Annotated in this window: 19 protein-coding genes; 15 read left to right on the top strand and 4 right to left on the bottom strand. The window is 30.1% G+C overall.

What is annotated here, in order from left to right:
* The first annotated feature begins 8 nt into the window (after positions 1–8).
* From P3U32_RS11035 to P3U32_RS10980, 12 genes are all read left to right on the top strand, one after another.
* A complete protein-coding gene (locus P3U32_RS11035; RefSeq protein ID WP_323703213.1) occupies positions 9–1,121 on the top strand; it encodes a polysaccharide biosynthesis C-terminal domain-containing protein in 1,113 nt (370 codons plus the stop codon).
* Position 1,122: 1 nt separating this feature from the next.
* A complete protein-coding gene (gene wecB / locus P3U32_RS11030; RefSeq protein WP_323703211.1) occupies positions 1,123–2,247 on the top strand; it encodes a non-hydrolyzing UDP-N-acetylglucosamine 2-epimerase in 1,125 nt (374 codons plus the stop codon).
* A gap of 1 nt (position 2,248) precedes the next feature.
* Positions 2,249–3,334, top strand: a complete 1,086-nt coding sequence (locus tag P3U32_RS11025) for a glycosyltransferase family protein (RefSeq protein ID WP_323703209.1) — start codon at positions 2,249–2,251, stop codon at positions 3,332–3,334.
* Positions 3,321–4,727: a capsular biosynthesis protein gene (locus P3U32_RS11020; protein WP_323703207.1), complete on the top strand. Its 1,407-nt coding sequence runs from the start codon at positions 3,321–3,323 to the stop codon at positions 4,725–4,727. Before P3U32_RS11025 ends, P3U32_RS11020 begins: the two co-directional genes overlap by 14 nt.
* Before the next feature lie 16 nt (positions 4,728–4,743).
* The gene (locus P3U32_RS11015) at positions 4,744–5,286 is read left to right on the top strand and encodes an acyltransferase (protein WP_416361225.1); all 543 of its coding nucleotides are present in this window, start codon (positions 4,744–4,746) and stop codon (positions 5,284–5,286) included.
* Between the two features lie 3 nt (positions 5,287–5,289).
* Positions 5,290–6,537, top strand: coding sequence for a lipopolysaccharide biosynthesis protein (locus P3U32_RS11010; RefSeq protein ID WP_323703205.1), 1,248 nt, complete (start codon positions 5,290–5,292; stop codon positions 6,535–6,537).
* A 1-nt stretch (position 6,538) separates the two neighbouring features.
* Positions 6,539–7,783 carry a nucleotide sugar dehydrogenase gene (locus P3U32_RS11005; RefSeq protein WP_323703204.1) on the top strand — a complete coding sequence of 415 codons (1,245 nt, stop codon included), beginning with the start codon at positions 6,539–6,541 and terminating at the stop codon, positions 7,781–7,783.
* Between the two features lie 14 nt (positions 7,784–7,797).
* Positions 7,798–9,003 (top strand): glycosyltransferase family 4 protein, encoded by a 1,206-nt coding sequence (locus P3U32_RS11000; RefSeq protein WP_323703203.1) that lies wholly within the window; start codon positions 7,798–7,800, stop codon positions 9,001–9,003.
* An 11-nt stretch (positions 9,004–9,014) separates the two neighbouring features.
* Complete coding sequence (locus P3U32_RS10995) at positions 9,015–9,572, top strand: sugar transferase (RefSeq protein WP_323703202.1); 558 nt, start codon at positions 9,015–9,017, stop codon at positions 9,570–9,572.
* Positions 9,572–10,432 (top strand): NAD-dependent epimerase/dehydratase family protein, encoded by an 861-nt coding sequence (locus tag P3U32_RS10990; protein ID WP_323703200.1) that lies wholly within the window; start codon positions 9,572–9,574, stop codon positions 10,430–10,432. The genes P3U32_RS10995 and P3U32_RS10990 overlap by 1 nt, the downstream gene beginning before the upstream one ends.
* Positions 10,433–10,691: 259 nt before the next feature.
* A complete protein-coding gene (locus P3U32_RS10985) occupies positions 10,692–11,018 on the top strand; it encodes a hypothetical protein (RefSeq protein WP_323703199.1) in 327 nt (108 codons plus the stop codon).
* 191 nt (positions 11,019–11,209) lie between these two features.
* A complete protein-coding gene (locus P3U32_RS10980; protein ID WP_323703198.1) occupies positions 11,210–13,543 on the top strand; it encodes a CDP-glycerol glycerophosphotransferase family protein in 2,334 nt (777 codons plus the stop codon).
* 51 nt (positions 13,544–13,594) lie between these two features.
* Here the strand turns inward: P3U32_RS10980 and P3U32_RS10975 are convergent, their stop codons facing one another.
* Positions 13,595–14,197 carry a DJ-1/PfpI family protein gene (locus tag P3U32_RS10975; RefSeq protein WP_323703197.1) on the bottom strand — a complete coding sequence of 201 codons (603 nt, stop codon included), beginning with the start codon at positions 14,195–14,197 and terminating at the stop codon, positions 13,595–13,597.
* A 108-nt stretch (positions 14,198–14,305) separates the two neighbouring features.
* The gene (locus tag P3U32_RS10970; protein WP_323703195.1) at positions 14,306–15,121 is read right to left on the bottom strand and encodes a MerR family transcriptional regulator; all 816 of its coding nucleotides are present in this window, start codon (positions 15,119–15,121) and stop codon (positions 14,306–14,308) included.
* Between the two features lie 153 nt (positions 15,122–15,274).
* On the opposite strand from P3U32_RS10970, the gene norA reads away from it, so the two are divergent.
* Complete coding sequence (gene norA / locus P3U32_RS10965; protein ID WP_323703194.1) at positions 15,275–16,420, top strand: multidrug efflux MFS transporter NorA; 1,146 nt, start codon at positions 15,275–15,277, stop codon at positions 16,418–16,420.
* Positions 16,421–16,960: 540 nt separating this feature from the next.
* Here the strand turns inward: norA and P3U32_RS10960 are convergent.
* Together P3U32_RS10960 and P3U32_RS10955 are read right to left on the bottom strand one after the other, a co-directional pair.
* Positions 16,961–18,103, bottom strand: a complete 1,143-nt coding sequence (locus P3U32_RS10960; RefSeq protein ID WP_323703192.1) for a bifunctional cystathionine gamma-lyase/homocysteine desulfhydrase — start codon at positions 18,101–18,103, stop codon at positions 16,961–16,963.
* Positions 18,096–19,001 carry a PLP-dependent cysteine synthase family protein gene (locus tag P3U32_RS10955; RefSeq protein WP_323703190.1) on the bottom strand — a complete coding sequence of 302 codons (906 nt, stop codon included), beginning with the start codon at positions 18,999–19,001 and terminating at the stop codon, positions 18,096–18,098. The genes P3U32_RS10960 and P3U32_RS10955 overlap by 8 nt, the downstream gene beginning before the upstream one ends.
* 215 nt (positions 19,002–19,216) lie before the next feature.
* Between P3U32_RS10955 and P3U32_RS10950 the strand changes: the two genes are divergently transcribed.
* Both P3U32_RS10950 and mhqE read left to right on the top strand, forming a co-directional pair.
* The gene (locus P3U32_RS10950; protein ID WP_323703188.1) at positions 19,217–19,648 is read left to right on the top strand and encodes a MarR family winged helix-turn-helix transcriptional regulator; all 432 of its coding nucleotides are present in this window, start codon (positions 19,217–19,219) and stop codon (positions 19,646–19,648) included.
* A 73-nt stretch (positions 19,649–19,721) separates the two neighbouring features.
* Positions 19,722–20,684, top strand: a complete 963-nt coding sequence (gene mhqE, locus P3U32_RS10945) for a ring-cleaving dioxygenase MhqE (RefSeq protein WP_323703187.1) — start codon at positions 19,722–19,724, stop codon at positions 20,682–20,684.
* Positions 20,685–20,692 lie beyond the last annotated feature (8 nt).

Raw genomic sequence — 20,692 nt, 5'->3', positions numbered from 1 at the left:
AGGTATTTATGAAGACTATTGTTATAACAGGCGCAAATGGATTTGTAGGGAAAAATTTGAAATACGATTTAATGCAAACAACAGATTATCAAATATTAGAAGTTTCAAGAGAAACTTCTGTTGAAGATAGAAATAAATACTTGATGTCATCTGATTGTATCGTACATTTAGCAGGTGTTAATCGACCTGAGAATGATAGTGAATTTAATGAAGGAAATGTGGAATTATTAGCTGAAATGTTAGAAATCATTAAAGAAAATCCAAATAATCCGAGTATTATTTTATCATCTTCAATACAAGCAAACTCTGAAAATCCTTATGGCAAAAGTAAAAGCAATGCAGAAAAACTGCTAAAGAAATTTTCACAATCAAATGGAAACAATATTTATATTTATCAATTACCAAATTTATTTGGGAAATGGTGTAAACCAAATTATAACTCGGTTATAGCTACATTCTGTTATAACATCGCGAATCATAAAGAAATACAGATTAATGATAGAGAAATTGAATTATCGTTAAACTACATTGATGATGTCATCGTTGAAATTAAAAATGCGATTACCGGTAACCCAACTATCATCGATGGTCAGCCAACTGTATCAAATGTTCATAAAGCAACTTTAGGTCAAATAGGTGATTTAATAAAATCATTTAAAGCTACGAGAGAAAATAGAACATTACCAAAATTAGATAATCCATTCGAAAAAGCATTGTATAGTACATATTTAAGTTATTTACCGACAGATGAATTTAGTTATCCGCTCAAAATGAATGTCGATAACAGAGGGTCATTTACAGAATTTTTGAAAACACCAGATCGTGGACAAGTATCTGTAAATATATCAAAACCTGGAATCGTAAAAGGAAATCATTGGCACCATACTAAAAATGAAAAATTCTTAGTTGTATCAGGTGAAGGTGTAATTCGATTCAGAAAACCTGATACATCAGAAATTATTGAGTATCACGTTTCAGGAGAAAAATTAGAAGTGATTGATATACCGGTAGGATATACACATAATATTGAAAATCTAGGAACTGAAAATATGGTAACGATTATGTGGGTTAATGAAATGTTTGATCCAGAAAATCCAGATACATATTTCTTGGAGGTATAAAATGGAAAAATTAAAATTAATGACAATTGTAGGTACAAGACCTGAAATTATAAGATTATCTGCAACGATCAAAGCATGTGATAAATACTTTAACCAAATACTCGTTCATACAGGTCAAAACTATGACTACACATTGAATCAAGTGTTTTTTGAAGAATTAGAATTAAGAGAACCCAATCATTTTCTTGAAGCGGTAGGAAAAGACTTAGGTGAAACGATGGGTAATATCATTGCGAAATCTTATGAAGTACTAGCTGCAGAACAACCAGATGCATTATTAATCTTAGGAGATACAAACAGTTGTTTAGCTGCAGTATCAGCAAAAAGATTAAAAATACCTGTGTTCCATATGGAAGCGGGAAATCGTTGCTTTGATCAAAATGTCCCTGAAGAAATTAATAGAAAAATCGTTGACCATGTAAGTGATGTGAACTTACCATACACAGAACATAGTAGAAGATACTTGTTAGACGAAGGATTTAAAAAAGAAAACATCTTCGTTACAGGATCTCCGATGCGAGAAGTGTTAGAAGAATATGAAGAGAAAATAAATGGTAGTAAAGCATTAGATACATTAAATTTAGAAAAAAATAAATATATTTTAGTATCTGCACATAGAGAAGAAAACATTGATATTGAAGATAACTTTAATTCTTTAATGAACGCGATTAATGAAATAGCTGAGAAATATCAATTACCAGTTATATATTCAACACATCCAAGAAGTTGGAAGAAAATCGAAGAAAGATCATTTGAATTTCATCCATTAGTAAGACAACTAAAACCATTTGGATTCTTTGACTATAATGCACTTCAAAAAAATGCATTTGTCGTATTATCCGATAGTGGAACACTTTCAGAAGAATCATCAATGTTAAAATTCCCAGGCGTTTTAATCAGAACATCGACAGAACGACCAGAAGTATTAGATAAAGGAACAGTCATCGTTGGAGGAATCAAATACGATAATCTTGTTCAATCAGTTGAATTAGCAAGAGCAATGCAAGAAAACAACGAACCAATGAAAGATGCAATTGATTACTTAGACACAAATGTATCTCAAAAAGTTGTGAAGATTATACAAAGTTATACGGAGATAATTAATAGAAATACATGGGGGAAATAATTTGAAAATATGTATATTAGGTGCAGTTAATATTAAGCACATGACTCTAATTTCACATTATTTAGATAATATTGATTCTTCCAAACATGATGTTGATATTATTTATGTTGATAAATATGGAATTGATGAAGATATTGAGGTGGTCAATAAATATAAGTATTCTATAAAAATTGATCCAAATTGGTCTAAGTTAAAAAAAATAAAAAATTATTATAAATTCAAACCATTTGCAGAAGCTATTATTAAAAAAAATAAATATGATCTTGTTATAGTTTGGGGAACATATACTGGTCATTTGTTCAAAAACTTTCTAATTAGAAATTATAAGGAAAGATATATTTTAAATATAAGAGATTATTTTCATGAAAATAATAAACTTATTTTCAATAGGATGAAAAAATTGATTAATAATAGTTTATTAACAACATTATCATCAGAAGGATTTTTAAAATTTTTACCTGATTCAGAAAAGTATCAGGTCATTTATAGCTTTAATGAAAAAATATTAAAAAATTGTAATAACAAAAATGATATAAGATATGAAAAACCAATAAGAATAAGTTTTATAGGAAATAATCGGTTTTATGATGTCAATAAAAAATTTATGCTTTCATTAAAAAATGATAATCGGTTTTTATTACAATACTTTGGCACAGGATCAGATGTATTAAAGAAATTTGCTGTAGAAAATAATATTAATAATACAAAATTTATAGATGGTTTTCCAATTGAAAAAACATCAGAATTATTAAATGAAACAGATGTATTAAATAATGTTTACGGTAATAATGAAATAGCCTTAGATACCGCACTTTCTATTAGGTTATATTACGCTATATATTTAAATAAACCTATACTAACTTCTGCAAATACGTTCACATCTAAGAAAGCGGAAGAATTGGGATTGGGGAAAGATATAAATGTATATGATGGTGAATTATTGGGTGACATGATTGAGGATTGGTATTTTAATTTGGATTTAATAAAAATTGAGGCATTAACGAATAAGGAATTAATTAGAATCAGTAATGCTAATAACGATTTTTATATAAAGCTAAGAAAGGTACTCGAAAATGAAGCTATTTAATTATTTTTCCATTTGTGTTTCTTTCGTATCTTTATTATTGATTTTATTATTAAATCAAGAGCTATTAATATTACTAATTTTGCCTATAGTTTATTTATTTTCCAAAATACTACTTTCTTCTATTAACAATACTAATATTAAATTTACTAAATTCATCTTTGATTTATATGGTTTCATTAGGTTGGTTGTAATACCAATCTGTATTGTAATGTTTAATGATAAAATAGTTGATAATTTACCATTAGGAATTGATTATTTTGATAAAGGTGCAATATTAATTTGTATTGAATATTTAGTTGGAACAATCTTTTTATTGATTTTGTCATCTTATAGATTTAAAAAAGGGATTATAAATCATCAAAAGTATTCAGATTATACTTTACTGGGAAATAAATTCGTTTATTTAATATTCATTTTGATTTCCTTGGGATTATTTATAGTAATACCAGGTGTTAGAGAAACAGTTTCTTTTTTCGTTATAAAAACTAATGCTACTGGAAGAGGAACTGAAGATGCGTCAAGTATAGTTATATTGGTTAGAATGTGCATACAATTATCATTACTACTAATTTTTGTATTAACTTCTTTACATTTTTATAAAAAGTATATAAAAGTTAATAAAATCATTTATGTGATAATACCGTTAGTTATCGGTCTGATTAATATATGCTTAATTGTAGGTGAAAGAAGGACAGTACAACTTTATACATTAATTGCAGTATTAGCCATTACTTCTATTCTATTTAAGAAGCATAAATTTAAAATTAATATGGTGATAATATCTTCTGGAGTTGTAATATTACTCTTAATGACTCTATATAAAGAGCTATATATATTTAACTATGCTTCGTACAGTGATGCTTTATCAAGTAAAAGTGTATCGGATATTAAATTTGTTGATCAGTTACAATCTTATTTTTATGGACCACATAATGTGGGAGCATCAATAGATTATTTGAATTATTATACAGGTAATATTAAGGAGTTTTTTTACGATCTAGTACGATCAACGTCAGGATTGAATATGTTTGTAAATAAAGATGGGTTAATCACAAGTCAATTATTTAATAAATTAATTTATGGTAATAAACAATTAACCGGACATCTTATCTCAAGTGCGGGTTATGGCTATATATATTTAGGTCCAGTGTTATTCCCATTAATTTTGATTTTTAATCTTACACTATCAACAATTATAGAAAATTTAGTTAAACGTACTAATAAATTAGAAATCATTTTTATTGGAACATATGTTTATATGAGAGTAGCAACAAATATATTTGGAAATCCAATGCCAATAATAAGCATGCTAAGTTCAATCGTTGTTGTATATGGAACTGTTGTATTTATTGCATTTCTAATTAAAAATTTAAAATTAAAGGTGTTGGTATAGAATGATTCGATTCATAATGAAAACTAAATTATTTAGAATTTTAAATTTACCCCTACTATTATTCTACAAAAAAGAATTTTTAACAGGTTATTATTTTAATGAGAAAGTCATGGGATGGTTATGGGCATGGAAGGCAGTGCCTTTTAAAATATTGGGAATTAATAGAAAGTTACCATGGCCAGCAGATATTAGTGTTCGAATCCATAAACCTCAAAATATAATATTTGATCATAATGATATTAATATATTTCAATCACCAGGTACCTATTTCAATAATTTTTCTGCAAAAATTTATATTGGTAGTGGAAGTTATATAGCACCTAATGTAGGAATAATTACAGCAAATCATGATTTTAAAAATCTTGAAAAGCATTTAGATGGTAAGGACGTTCACATCGGAAAAAATTGTTGGATAGGTATGAATTCAGTTATTTTACCAGGAGTAAAATTAAAGGATAATACCATAGTTGGTGCAGGCTCAATTGTTACTAAAAGTTTTGAAGAAGGCAATATTGTAATTGCTGGAAATCCAGCGAAAATAGTAAAAAATTTGGTGTAATTAATGAGTAAAAATAAATTTTTAAATGATTCTTTAATTATGGTTTTGTCGAGTGGGATAGCACAAATTATTTTAATAGCAACTATACCAATTATTTCAAGATTATATTCGCCAAGTGAATTTGGTGTATTCACTATTTTTTCGAATGTCGTAACAGTGTTAATTCCTATTATTAATGCTAGATATGATTTATTAATCATAACTGCTAAAAGTGATAAAAGAGCTAACATTCTTTCATCAATTAGTTTTGTAATATCTTTAATAATAATATTGATTTTGCTTCCTGTGGCTGGTGTTTATATTGTTCTACATCCGGAATATATGCTTGAAACTATATTAGTGATTGTCATTTTGTTATTAGTTAGTCTTACTAATATTTTCACTAGTTATTTAAATAGAGAGAAAAATTATAAAATGCTTGGAATTATAAATATATCTCGAGCATTGTTTATGTCATTAATACAAATCATATTAGGATATATGTACTTTGGAAGTGTAGGGTTAATAATTGGTTTTGCTTTTTCTTATATTGCAGGAGTTACAATAGGATATAAATCATTTAAAAACCACTTTAAAATTATAAAAAATAAAAATCAAATCATTAACGAATTTATCAAGAATAAAAATCAATTAATATTTTCTACTCCTTCGATATTTTTGAACAGTCTGTCTTTTTCAGTTGTAATATTTTTTATAGGTATTTTATTTACAAATGAAGATGTTGGTATTTATGGAATGGTCACAAGAATTCTTGGTGTACCGATCACAATAATAACCTTAGGGCTGTCAAAAATTTTTATGCAAAGTTCACACGAAAATTATATGTCAACGGGTAGTTTTCGAGGTCAACTAACTAGTATTTCAGGAATATTAATTGTTTTGAGTTTATTTTTGTATCTTCCATTCTACTTTATTAATGATAAATTAATTACTGCTATTTTAGGTAGTGATTGGGTAGATACAATTTTTATTATCAAAATTGTTATTCCAATGTTTATGATAAGAATGATTGTATCGACAGTATCATTATCAGTTATTGTATTTAATAAACAACATATAGAGTTAATATTCCAATCTATATTTTTAGGGGTAACAATTGTTGGTTACTTTTTAACCGTAAATATAGGGCTAAGTTTTCTAGAATTTATAGTGTTTAATAGTATTGGTATGTTTTTAGCTTATCTTGCTTTTTATATCATGATTTATATTAATGCTAAAAATAAAAATTTTAAGGTAAAAGAGGAAAAATAATATGAAATTAACAGTAATCGGGTTAGGTTATATTGGTTTACCCACTGCACTATTATTTGCATCAAAAAATGTAGATGTAGTAGGTGTAGATGTAAATGAATCTGTTGTAAATAAATTAAACAATGGACAATTACATATTGAAGAAAACGGGATGGAAGAGTTGCTAGTACAATCTTTAGATTCTAAAAAATTTAAAGCTTCTACAACAGTTGAAGAAGCTGATTACTACATTATTGCTGTACCAACACCTCATTTAGAAGATAACTCTTGTGATGTTTCTTATTTAAAGAGTGCTGTTGAGAAGTTACAAGGTGTTATCAAAAAGGGTGACACAGTGATCGTTGAATCTACAATTGCTCCAAGAACTACAGAAGATGTTGTTCAACCAATGATAGAATCTTATGGATTTGAAGTTGGGAAAGATGTTTATTTAGCACATTGTCCTGAAAGAGTATTACCCGGGAAAATTATTCATGAGATGGTTCATAATAATAGAATTATTGGTGGTATTACAGATGCATGTACTAAAAAAGCTATAGATTTATATAAAGTTTTAGTTCAAGGAAAGCTTCTAGAAACGAAAGCAAGTACTGCTGAAATGTCTAAATTAATGGAAAACACTTATAGAGATGTGAATATTGCGCTAGCAAATGAATTAGTAAAAATTAGTGATACTTTAAAAGTAGATGCATTAGATGTAATTAAACTTGCTAATGAACATCCTCGTGTGAATATACATTTACCAGGACCTGGAGTAGGTGGTCATTGTCTTGCTGTTGATCCTTACTTTATTGTTGCAAGTGATGAAAAAAATGCTCAGATTATTTCTAAATCTAGAGCAATCAACAATAGTATGCCGAGTTTCGTAATTGAGAAGGTAAATGAAATTATGAAATCAATTAAGGGTAAGAAAATCACAGTATTAGGTTTAACTTATAAAGGTAATATCGATGATATTCGTGAATCACCAGCTTTAGATATATATCATGAATTAAAGTTGAAATCTGAATTCGAAGTTGTAGCACAAGATAGTCATGTCCATTTAGATTGGGTTGAAAATGATATTGAAAAAGCACTAAACGATAGTGATTTAGCATTAGTTTTAACAGATCATAATGAATATAAAAATATATCGGTGGAAGTTCTTTCTGCAATGAAAAACAAAGTTATATTTGATACTAAAAATATAGTTAACTCGGATGATTCAGTTACTTATTATAATTTTAATAATATTTATGAAATCTAAAGAAGAGGTTGATTATGAAAAATAAAAAGATATTAATCCTTTGTCAGTATTTTTATCCTGAATATGTATCTTCAGCAACATTACCAACTCAAATGGCAGAAGATTTAGTTGAAAAGGGTTTAAATATTGATGTAATGTGCGGATGGCCATATGAATATGCTAAATCAAAAAAAATAGTAAAAAAAGAAACATATAAAGGGATAAATATTAGAAGGTTAAAATATGCTCAGTTTAACAATAAATCTAAAGTAGGAAGAATCGTTAATTTCTTCTCATTATTTACAATGTTTTTAGTAAATATGCCTAGAATGTTGAAGTATGATCATATCCTTGTATATTCTAATCCACCGATTCTACCGTTAATTCCAGATTTATTATATAGAATTCTTAAAAAGAAATATTCGTTTGTGGCTTATGACATTGCTCCAGATAATGCGATTAAAACAGGCGCAACAAAGCCAGGTAGCATGATTGATAAAGTAATGAAATATATTAATAAGCATGTTTATACAAATGCAAAGCACGTAATCGTATTAGGAACAGAAATGAAAAATTATGTTTTAAGTAATAAAATTTCTGAGAATGAAGATAATATTCACGTTATTCCTAATTGGTATGATGAAAAAGCAGTAAATAACGAAGAAGTTTTAAACGAGAAGTTTCAAGAAATACGAAGTAAATATAATAAGATATTACTTTATAGCGGGAACATGGGGCAACTGCAAGATATGGATACGATTATGAAATTCTTAGATTCTGTTAAAGGCAATAGTGAGATATTTACAATCTTATGTGGACATGGAAAAAAACAAGACGAAGTAAAACAATATATTAAAAATCAAAGTATTGATAATGCAGTCGTATATGATTTCTTAACAGGTACAGATTATTCTGACGTATTAAATATTGCTGATTGTTGTATTGTTTCATTAGTCGAAGAAGGTACAGGTCTTGGCGTTCCTAGTAAAAATTATGCCTATCTAGCAGCTGGAAAGCCACTGATAGCGATAATGAATAAAGAAACTGATATTGTGAAACAACTCATAGATTATAATGCTGGAATTCAAGTAGAAAATGGCGATTTTTCAGAAATGAAAAAATTTATTGAAACTAATAGTACTGAAAATCTTAAAGTAATAGGAACAAACGCATATCATTTATTTAAAGATAATTACACAAGAAAATTAAGTACAGAAAAATATTTTGAATTATTAAAGTGAGGTCATAAGGGATGAAAAGATTATTTGATTTTTTTAGTTCGCTTTTTGTGATTCTAGTTGCTTCTCCGATTTTAATGATAACGTCAATAATCATTAAATTAGAATCTAAGGGTCCAATTGTATTTAAACAAAAAAGACCTGGTTTAAATAATAAGATATTTAATATTTATAAATTTAGATCTATGAAAGTAGAAACACCAGATGTAGCAACAGATAAAATTGATGCAAGTATGTATATTACAAAGTCAGGGCGCTTTATTAGAAAAACGTCTATAGATGAATTACCTCAATTATTTAATATCATCAAAGGTGATATGTCTGTAGTTGGTCCACGACCTGCGCTATACAATCAATATGATTTAATTGAAAAAAGAACAAGTGAAAATGTACATACAGTTAAGCCGGGGCTAACTGGTTTAGCACAAGTAATGGGTAGAGATGACATTTCAGATGATCAAAAAGTGCAATATGATAAATATTATGTTGAAAATCAAAACTTTACTTTAGATATGTTTATTATTTATAAGACAATCAGAAATACGATAACTTCTGAAGGTGTGAAACATTAATGAGTAAATCAATATTAATCACTGGAAAGCATGGTTATGTAGGTAATCGTTTAGAACAGTATTTAACAAATCAGGATTACTTAGTAGAAAGTATTAGTGTAAGAGGAAATGAGTGGAAGCATTTAGATTTTGGAAAGTTTGATGTTATTATTCATCTCGCTGCACTTGTACATAATAATGAACCAAATGCTAAAATGGTTGATTATATGAATGTTAACTATCATTTAACAAGAGAATTAGCTGAAAAGGCTAAAACAGAAGGTACAAAACAATTTATATTCTTCAGTACAATGTCAGTATTTGGTGTCGAAGGGAAAATTGGAGAAAATATAACGATTGATAGAAATACAGCTAAGAAGCCAACAACAGAATATGGTATTTCTAAACTACGAGCAGAAGAAAAATTATATGAAATGAAATCTTCAAAATTTAAAATAGCAGTAGTTAGACCGCCAATGATATATGGATCGGAAGCACCAGGGAATTTTCATAGATTAATTCAAGTTTCGAAATTATTACCTTTATATCCTCAAATTGATAACCAACGTAGTAGCATTTATATAGAGAATCTAGAAATCTATATTGGTGAATTGATTCAGAAAGAAAGTTCAGGAACTTTCCATCCACAAAATCAATATTATTTAAATACTAATGTAGCTATAGTTAAAATGAGAGAATTAAATAATAAGAACAGTAAAATTTTGAAGTTACCTAGTAGTTTAATAAAATTATTTTCAAAGGTTAGCTTTTTAAATAAAATTTATGGAAATTTGGTATATGATCACAATATAGATAGCTTCAGCATAGAAGAAAAATTTATAAATGAAGATGCAACATATAGCAGAACTATTTTAAATTAAATATTAAGCACTACCGATAATCAAATCCAAAATGGATACGATATGGGTAGTGCTTTTTATTATGGAGACTAACAGGCTATGAAACATCAAACTGTCTATTTCAAAATATTGTATATTAAAAAAGATTTAATCTTAATGTAATTGTTTACATTTCGTATATTTGTAAATTTAAGATTAAAATTGTAAATGTAAATTTTACAAATGTGATAAATTGTAGTTTAATATTAATATTGCTTAAAATTTGAGGAGAGATTCAACAATGAGAAACATCATTCTCGTAGTGATCATTTTTTGCTTAACTATTGCATCTGCTTGGTATATGGAAACAACTGATCATTCAGAACATAGCAAAAAAGGAAGCAAAAAAGAAAAAACTGAACAAGTTAAAAAGAAAAATCAAGCCAATGATTTAAATATTAAAAATCAAAAAGATTTATCTAAAGTGATTTATAGTCACAAAGATGAGCAGACTAAAATGAATGCTTATAATGAAGCGGTTGATCATGGCATCATACCAAAAAGCAATCATTATCAAGAAGCGGTTAAAGCTTATGAAGAATCTGTTTGGCTAAAAAATAATCAATAGAATACGTTTGTGTGGAAAAAAAGATTTACAAAAACGTAAATGGGTTGTACTATAACTGTTTGAAGGATCCCCGTTAAACTCTCTATTAATGATTATTAATAGGGAGTTCTTCTTTTTTATAGGTGAATTTTATAATGAATGCCAAACAAAACAATGAACAATAGATAAGTTTAAATTATGGAGGGTTAAGTGTGACAGTAATAAAATTTTCAAATAAATTTGATTTTGAAATACAAGATAATGCAATATTATTTAACGACAATATATCAAAGGAAGATAAATTTAAATATATACCTAAGGATGACAAGGTTTTATTATGCAAAACCAACGATATAAATGATGAAATTATTGCATGTATAGATGATAAAACATTCATTTATGCATGGAATGGTCATATATATGCAGATAGTCAAGAAATAAAAGATTCGATTTTTAATTATGAAGTGATTATAAATAAATGTTTGGATATCCAAATAGCAAATAGACATATTGGTGAATTTTATTTAGAAGGTAAACTTTTATTTACATTGAACGATTTGTTTAGTGAAAAAAATGATACAAAAACCATTGTATATACACATGATTTTGATTTAGGTATTGAGTCGGAAAGACAAAGATACATTACAATAGCGAAGTTAAAGTTCAATAATTTAGTTGTTATTATTACCTATGATCGATTTTTAAATGAAATTATTTATAGAAAGTTTATCTTTAAACTTCATTATCAAAATGAAAACTTTAGCTTAAGAATGATTAATTCTAATAATATAGAGCTAACAAATAAAGAAAATGATGACAGTGTAATTTTAAATGTAAATAAAATTGGTTTATCACCTACGTTAATAAGAGAATTAAGAATGACAGAAAAAATTAAAAAAGAACATATATTATTATATTTCAGTTTTAAAAACAGAAAATATTTTATTTTTAATAATAGTAATGGGGTACATGTATTGAGATCTAATCCTAAATTGATTTCGAGATATACATCACTTTTATTACCATTTAAATTGAAAAAATCTTTTTATCTAATCGGACGATTTAAACATAATGGTTATCGTGCTAAACATAAATATGACTATATTTATTTACAAGATAAAGATAATAAAGTTGGGAAATTTAAACGACCATTTAAAAATTTGAAAGTATTAAATCAATTTGTAGTTGGTAAAGTTCCGTTTGAGGAAATTGAAAAATTAGATAGAATTCATACAAATATATTATGTGGTAGTGAAGATTTTGTTCTGCATAATGTTGGTTTATCAAGTTTGGCAAAACCAATGCAGACATTGAAATCATCAGTGTTTAAAGATAATGTAATGATTTTAAGAAATAATTTAGGCGCAAATTTAACACTTACTTCAATACCTTATTCAGAAGAATATAGTATGAGTAATAAAATTAAAATCAAAGTTGCAAAACTTTTCTCTAAGAAAAATAAAAATAAGAATACTAATATTTACTTTGAAAAGAAAAGTGAGAGAGCGGAAGAATCATCAATCAAAGTTTTTGATAAAGTCATGGAAAATAAAAATATCAATTCTAATAATTACTTTATTTTAGATAAAAATGCGAGTTACTTTAAAGAAATGAAAAAGAAATACGGGAAATTCTTATTGAAAAAGTACAGTTTCAAGCATTACTTAAAATTATATGAATCTGACTATTTTGTTTCTTCAGAGTTACCAAATCATATCATCAATGACAGAATTTATATTGATTCATTAAGAGATAAAATAATGGATACACCAAGTGTCTTTTTACAACATGGAATAATGTTCGCGAAGCCAGTAGATAATCCAATGGCCTTTGGATTCCATAAAAATTATAACAAGTATAATAATATAAAAAATGTTATATCATCTGATTTAGAGGCTGAACAATTTTATAAAATGGGTTACGACGATAATGATTTAATTAAAACAGGATTAGCTACATTTGATAATATTACTTTATCAGAAGGCGCTGATAAAATAGCATATATGCCAACTTATAGATATTGGGAAGAACGATTGATTTATTCTGGAGATATAACTAAAACAAGTTATTTCAGATCACTTATTAAAGTGATAAATGAATTCGAAAAAGCTGGTTTAAAAGATAGATTACTTGTTGTACCTCATAATAAGTTTTCTGAGTATATTTATGATAAACTCCCAGAATATAAAGAAATGATTGAACCTAATCCAAGTGAGGCTTTGAAGGATTCTATCATATTTATAACTGACTATTCTTCAGCAATTTATGATAGTATTTATAGAGGAGCATACCCAATATTCTATTGGGAAGAAAAAGATTATTTAATTGAAAATTATAAAGCGATACCACCAGTTAATGATAATAACGCACCAGGAGAAATTGCGTATTCAGCAGAGTCATTAGTAAATATTGTGCAAAAAGCTATTGCCAATAACTATAAGGTTCCTGAAAATATCATGCACAAATACAGACAAATTAATGAATTTCAAGATAATAAAAACACAGATAGAATAATAGATGAATTGAAGAAATTAGAAATACTATAAGTAAAAAACAAAGCTGAACTCGAAATTTCCTTCGAGTTCAGCTTTTCTATTTTAACCAATTTCACCATACTTCAATTTATATGCGACATATCCTGATTTATAGAAGTATTTATTCTTCTCAGCTTCTTTACGATCGAGAAGTCCGAGTGCTTGTATGATATTGAAAGCAAAGTCCACGCTGCTGGATCCGTTTGAAGTGACGAGGTTCTTATCTGCTACACTGTCTTCGTTCACAAAGTCTAATGAATTATGATATTGCTTATAATCTTCGACTGTCGTCCAAGTGTTGAGGTCATTACCCGTATGTTTGTAACCAGTGAGTAAGCCATTTTTAGCAAAGAAGTCTACAGCACCACATATCGCACCAACGACGATAGACTGGTCTAAATATGACTTGATCAGTGAGACGAGTTGTTCGTTTTCAATCGTTGACCAGCTATTTCCACCGATAACAATGAGTGCATCATAAGTTTCTGAAATTTGGTCAATAGTATAATCGACCACCGTCTTGATTTGACCGATTGACGTGACAGTAGATTCACCTAAAGAGACCGTGTTGATTTCAAATTCATGTGACATGGAAAGTTCTGCGGCGATATACGCTAATTCCCAATCCGCATATTCTTCTGTAAGTACGATTAATGCTCTTTTCATAAAAAACACCCCTTTGTTTAATTTTGAAAATGATTTAATTTTATCATGATATAAATATCATTTTTAAGCAAATGATAATGATTGGTGCAAGGGGAAATGTTACTATACTTATTCAACTTCAATCATAATCTTCGTAATATATTCATTTTCATTATTTTTAATGACAGAATCAAACACAAATTCTTCATACACATATTGTCCGATGTTTAAATGCATGTTTTCGATTTCTTTGATCATTTTTAAGTACGTTTCTTCTATATTAGTATCTCTCCCTAAATGGTAACCGATGAGGTATTGGCCTTTTAAAGTAATGGTGTTTTCGTAATGTCGTTTGGCGTTTGGAATTTTGACGTATAGATGACTGTAATTGTGGTATCTATGATTGATAATGTCTGCTCTATTTGAAATGACGCCAATCGGTTGGCTAGTAAATAGCTCGTGTGATTTGAGTTCATCGATAAATTGATTAATGGAAAGTAAGAAATCAAGTTCTGACGCATTTGCGATATCATCACTGATGTAGAAAGTCGATTCTTCTATTTCTTGCAGTGTGATTTCATCGAATGGCGTTTGTATCGCTTCTTTAATGAGTTGGATTTTATCATCGATGATCATTTCGTTATATTCTAAATGCTGCTTTTGCGCTTGAATGGTCTTCTTCTGTTGTGTCATTAAATTTAAAAAGTATTCGGGAGATTTGTTTTGCGTATATTCTTTAATCTCTTTAAGCGGCATGCCTAATTCCTTGAGTAATGTGATAACGCTGATGAATTCAATTTGTTTAATGGAGTAATAACGGTAACCCATGTCATTGATATAATCCGGTTTGAAAAGGTTGATTTTATCGTAATAGATAAGAGTTTGACGAGTCACATTTGTTAAACTAGCAAACTCACTTATAGGAATTTGATTAATTTTTTGCATAAATTGGTCTCCTTCTCTTGACTGTATAGTTACTATACACTATAAATTGTATATATTAAAGATTAAGGAAAGTTAGAAAAAGAAAAATAATTAAATTGGATTACAATGTAAATAACTATTTGTTTACAAACGTAGCAATTAAGGAGGTCTATAATGAAGAACAAATTAAATGTTTTATATTTTAATATATTTTTGATGTTTTTAGGAATTAGTATTGTCATACCCGTGTTGCCAACAATTTTACATGATTTAGATTTAAATGGAAGTGATTTAGGCCTGCTTGTTGCTGTGTTTGCCTTGTTCCAAATGATAGCATCGCCATTCGGTGGTCGCTTTGCAGATAAATTTGGTAAGAAAATCATTATCATCATCGGGTTGTTATTATTCTCCATTTCAGAATTTATTTTCGCAATGGGGGATTCTTTCTCAGTATTATTATTATCAAGAGTATTAGGTGGTATCAGTGCAGCATTTGTCATGCCTGGTGTAAACGGAATGATTGGTGACTTATCAACATCTGAGAACCGTGCGAAGAACTTTAGTTACATGTCAGCAGTTATCAATACAGGGTTTATTGTAGGGCCAGGTGTCGGTGGATTTTTAGCAGAAATCTCTCATCGCATGCCTTTTTACTTTGCAGGAGGTCTTGGATTAGTCGCATTATTATTCTCAATTGTGTTGTTGAAAGAAACAAATGACGATGACAAGACAGAAGAACAGAAGACAACAGTGAAAGAACCATTCCCATATAAATTGTTTGTCGTACCAGTGATCATTATGTTAATTCTTTCATATGGGTTGGCATCAACTGAAACGATGTATTCATTATATACAGCTGAGAAAGGTGGATTTGAGCCGAAAGATATTTCCATCGCCATTACTGGTGGTGCGATCATAGGGGTCATCTTCCAATTATTCTTATTTGAACGCTTAGTCGGTAAAATCGGGGAAATCAAATTGACACTATTCTCTCTTATTTATTCAATGGTTATATTGGGCGCTTTCTTAATGGCTTCTAAATATATAACATTGATGCTTGTGAGTTTCGTTATATTTATCGGCTTCGATTTAATTCGACCATCAATGACGAATTACTTTTCAAAATTAGCCGGGAATAACCAAGGTACAGCTGGCGGATTGAACTCCGCAGCGACAAGTGTCGGGAATTTAATCGGCCCATTAGTGGCAGGTGCAGCATTTGATATTAACATCAACTTCCCACTCATGATCGCAATCGGATTCTTCTTCATCGCCGGTATTATCATCGTATTTTATAAGCCAGACAAATTAAAATTCTAAAAAACAATTCGAAAATATATGATTTGTATTTGGACACACCTCGCTGAAAAGTGGGGTGTTTTTTTGTGTTGTGAGGTTTGGGGTATGGTGAGTACGGGTGAAGGTGTGCTGGGGGCATGTTGTGTTTAGCAGGAAGTTAGCGGACAGGTGCGGGCATGTTGTATTTGGGGGATACGTGTTCTAAGGGACAGAATTCTAGATTGTGTCCGTTACGTGGTTCTAAGGGACAGAATTCTAGATTGTGTCCGTTACAGTGTTCTAAGGGACAGAATTCTAGATTGTGTCCGTTACAGTGTTCTAAGGGACAGAATTCTAGATTATGTCCGTTACAGTGTTCTAAGGGACAGAATTCTAGATTGTGTCCGTTACAGCATTCTAATGGTCATAATCCAGAATAGTGACACTTACAGCTCTCTAACGATCATAATTCGGAATAGTGACACTTACAGCCTCCCTAACAATCAAAAATCCTGCACACATCCCACAAACCTCACAAAAAAATCCCCCGGACACGTACATGTCCGGGGGATGCCTAATATTTTATATTTGGTTTAATGCATTATTTAAATCAGCGACTAAGTCTTCTCCGTCTTCGATACCGATAGATAGTCTGATCATACCGTCAGCAATGCCTTCTTTATGACGGATTTCTGCTGGGATTGAAGCGTGTGTCATTAAACTTGGAACAGATATTAAACTTTCTACTGCACCGAGACTTTCAGCAAGTGTGAATAGTTTTGTATGTTTGATGACTGCTTTTGCTTTTTCTACATCTGCTACTTCGAATGAAATAATACCTGGATATCCTGAGGATTGTTCGAAGTGAATGTCACGATTCACATGTGATTCGTTTAATGGGTGTATTGTTTTAACAACGTTTGAATGTTCATTTAAAAGATCTACAATGGATTTAACGTTTTTGTTGATTTGTTCAACACGTAATCCTAATGTTTTTATACCTCTAATTAATAGGTAGCTATCTTGTGGTCCAAGTACGCCACCTGTTGAATTTTGAATAAAGCCAATTCTTTCTCCTAATTCTTCAGTAGATGTAACAACAAGTCCTGAAACGACATCACTGTGTCCGCCTAAATATTTAGTTGCTGAGTGAAGTACGATATCTGCACCTAAATCTAAAGGATTTTGGTAATAAGGTGTCATAAATGTATTATCAACAACTGTTAAAATATCATGTTCTTTAGCGATTGCACTTGCCGCTTTAATATCTGTAATTTGTAGTAATGGATTTGATGGTGTTTCGATGAATAGCATTTTTGTTTCTGGTTTAATTGCAGATTCAATGTTTGCTACATCTGTTGTATTAATGAAATCAAATTCAATACCGAATCTTGTGAAGACTTTTGTAAGTGCGCGATAAGTTCCACCGTACACATCAGAATTAATTAAGATGTGATCGCCTTTATCTAATAGCATAATAACTGCTGAAATGGCAGCCATACCAGAACCGAATGCAAAACCGTTTGTACCATTTTCTAAATCTGCGATTAAAGTTTCTAATGCAGAACGCGTTGGGTTAGCTGTACGAGAATATTCGTAACCTTGTCTTAATTCACCGATTGCATCTTGTTCATACGTACTTGTTTGATAGATTGGTGTTGTAACAGCTCCTGTGTAAGCATCTGTTGTTTGACCACCATGTATAAGTAAAGTTTTTTTATTCATTATTGTTTCCTCCATAATTTAAAATATTTTTTGACATGTAACGATCACTGCTGTCTGGAAATACGACAACGATATGACCTTCGTCAATGTCTTCTGCAATATCCATTGCTGCTTGTAATGCTGCACCTGATGAACTACCAGCAAGGAGGCCTTCTTTCAATGCTAATTGTGATACGTTATGAAAAGCATCTTGATCACTGATGACTTTAATATCATCAATAAGTGAGCGATCTAAAAATGACGGCCACTTCTCAACGCCAATACCTTCCGTATCATGTGCATGTGCTTCACCACCTGCTAAAATGCTGCCTTCAGGTTCTACGATGATATTTTTAACATTGTGTTGATGCATGACTGAAGCAGTACCTGAAAATGTTCCGCCTGAACCTGCACCAGCAACGAAATAATTAATATCCGGGCACTGGTCGAGAATTTCTTGTGCTAATGTATGTACGTAAGCACGTGGGTTCTCGTCATTATTAAATTGATTAACGTAGTATGCTTGATGTTTCTCAGCATATGCTTTCGCTTGTTGTTGTGCACCAATCATACCTTCAGAACGTGGTGTACGTCTAACATCTGCACCTAATGCACGCATGATTGACATCTTCTCTTCAGAAAAATGTTCTGGTGCATATATGACACAATTGATGTGATAATGATTTGCCACAATGGCTAGCCCGATGCCTGTGTTTCCCGCAGTTGCTTCAACAATCGTGTCTCCAGTAGAGAGTTCCCCTTGAGACATCGCATGTTCAATGAGGTGTTTCCCTAATCGATCTTTGATGCTGCCACCTAAGTTATACATCTCAAGTTTGGCATAAATCTTCATAGCCTCAGTACTAAATTGTTCAAGTAAAACAAGTGGTGTATTACCGATTAAATCAAAAGCTTTCATCTCATTACTCCAATATATTTTTCTATATCTTACCTTTTCAATAAGAATTATAAGTTAATCGATTTGTAAAAGCAATTTATTTCCATTTGTTAGAAAATTGAAAAAATACCCGTTCAAAACTAAGTATACTTTTTATATCAAGAATGGTTGACTTTTAAAATCAGGCGCGTTACAATTACTTCGAAATCGAAATAAATGTTTGAAGAGGTGATGAGATGGATAGAACAAAGGAGTCCTTAAAGGCTTTAGTAGGTATTAAACGAACGAATGATACTTTAGACCGTATTGTTAAGCAAGATATGGTGAATTATGGACTAACGATAACGGAATTTGCAGTAATGGAATTGTTATTTCATAAAGGCGATCAACCGATTCAAAAAGTAAAAGAACGCATATTAATTGCGAATAGCAGCACGACATACGTCATTGATCAGCTAACGAAGAAAGGGTATGTCAATCGTCGACAAGACACGAAAGACAAACGTGTCACTTACGCTGTTCTAACTGAAGCGGGTCACACTTTAATGAATAATATTTTCCCTCAACATGCTGAAGCGATAGAAGCTGCATTTTCAGTGTTAGATGATGAAGAATTAACGGTATTAAGAAAAGCTTTAAAAAAAATCAGCGCTTATGAAAAAGTTTAAGAGCGAAAATTTTTTACAACGAAACTAGTTCGAAATCGAAATAAATATAAAAAATCGAAAGAAGGAATTTTAAATGAAAAATAATGAACTTTTAGGAATCCACCACGTAACAGCGATGACAAACGATGCAGTAAGAAACTATAAATTCTTCACAGAAGTACTCGGTATGCGTTTAGTTAAAAAAACAGTGAACCAAGATGATATTTATACGTATCATACATTTTTTGCAGATGATCAAGGTTCTGCAGGAACAGACATGACATTCTTTGACTTCCCAAATAATCCAAAAGGTCAAAGAGGTACGAATTCAATTACACGTGCAGCATTTAGAGTTCCAAATGATGCAGCTCTTGAATATTATTTAGACCGATTTGAATCATTCGGCGTTAAACATGATGGCATACAAGATCTATTTGGTAAAAAAGTATTGCCATTTGAAGAAGAAGACGGACAAAGATATCAATTGATTTCAGATGAATTAAATGAAGGCGTTGCCCCTGGTATCCCTTGGAAAAATGGTCCAGTACCAGAAGATAAAGCAATTTACGGATTAGGACCTATTGAAATTACAGTGAGTTATTATGATGATTTTAAAGCCGTATTAAAAGAAGTTTATGGCATGAAACCTGTTGTTGAAGAAGAACAAGTAACATTGTTTGAAGTAGGAGAAGGTGGTAATGGTGGTCAAGTGATTTTAAGAAAAGACGACCAAGGTCCTGAAGCAAGACAAGGTTACGGTGAAGTTCATCACGTATCATTTAGATTGAAAGACCATGAAGCAATTAAAGCATGGGAAGAAAAATATAACGAACGTCGTATTGGTAATTCAGGTAATGTTGATCGTTATTATTTTGAAGCATTATATGCAAGAATAGGACATATATTAATAGAAGTTTCTACAGATGGACCTGGATTTATGGGAGACGAACCTTACGAAACATTAGGTGAAAGTCTTGCATTGCCACCATTCTTAGAATCAAAACGTGAGTACATTGAATCAGAAATTAGAATGTTCGATACAAGCAGACAACATTAATTAAACTA

Source organism: Mammaliicoccus sp. Dog046 (genome assembly GCF_034039665.1).
In the GTDB taxonomy this organism is placed as follows: domain Bacteria; phylum Bacillota; class Bacilli; order Staphylococcales; family Staphylococcaceae; genus Mammaliicoccus.
This window is presented reverse-complemented; position numbering and strand designations above follow the sequence as displayed.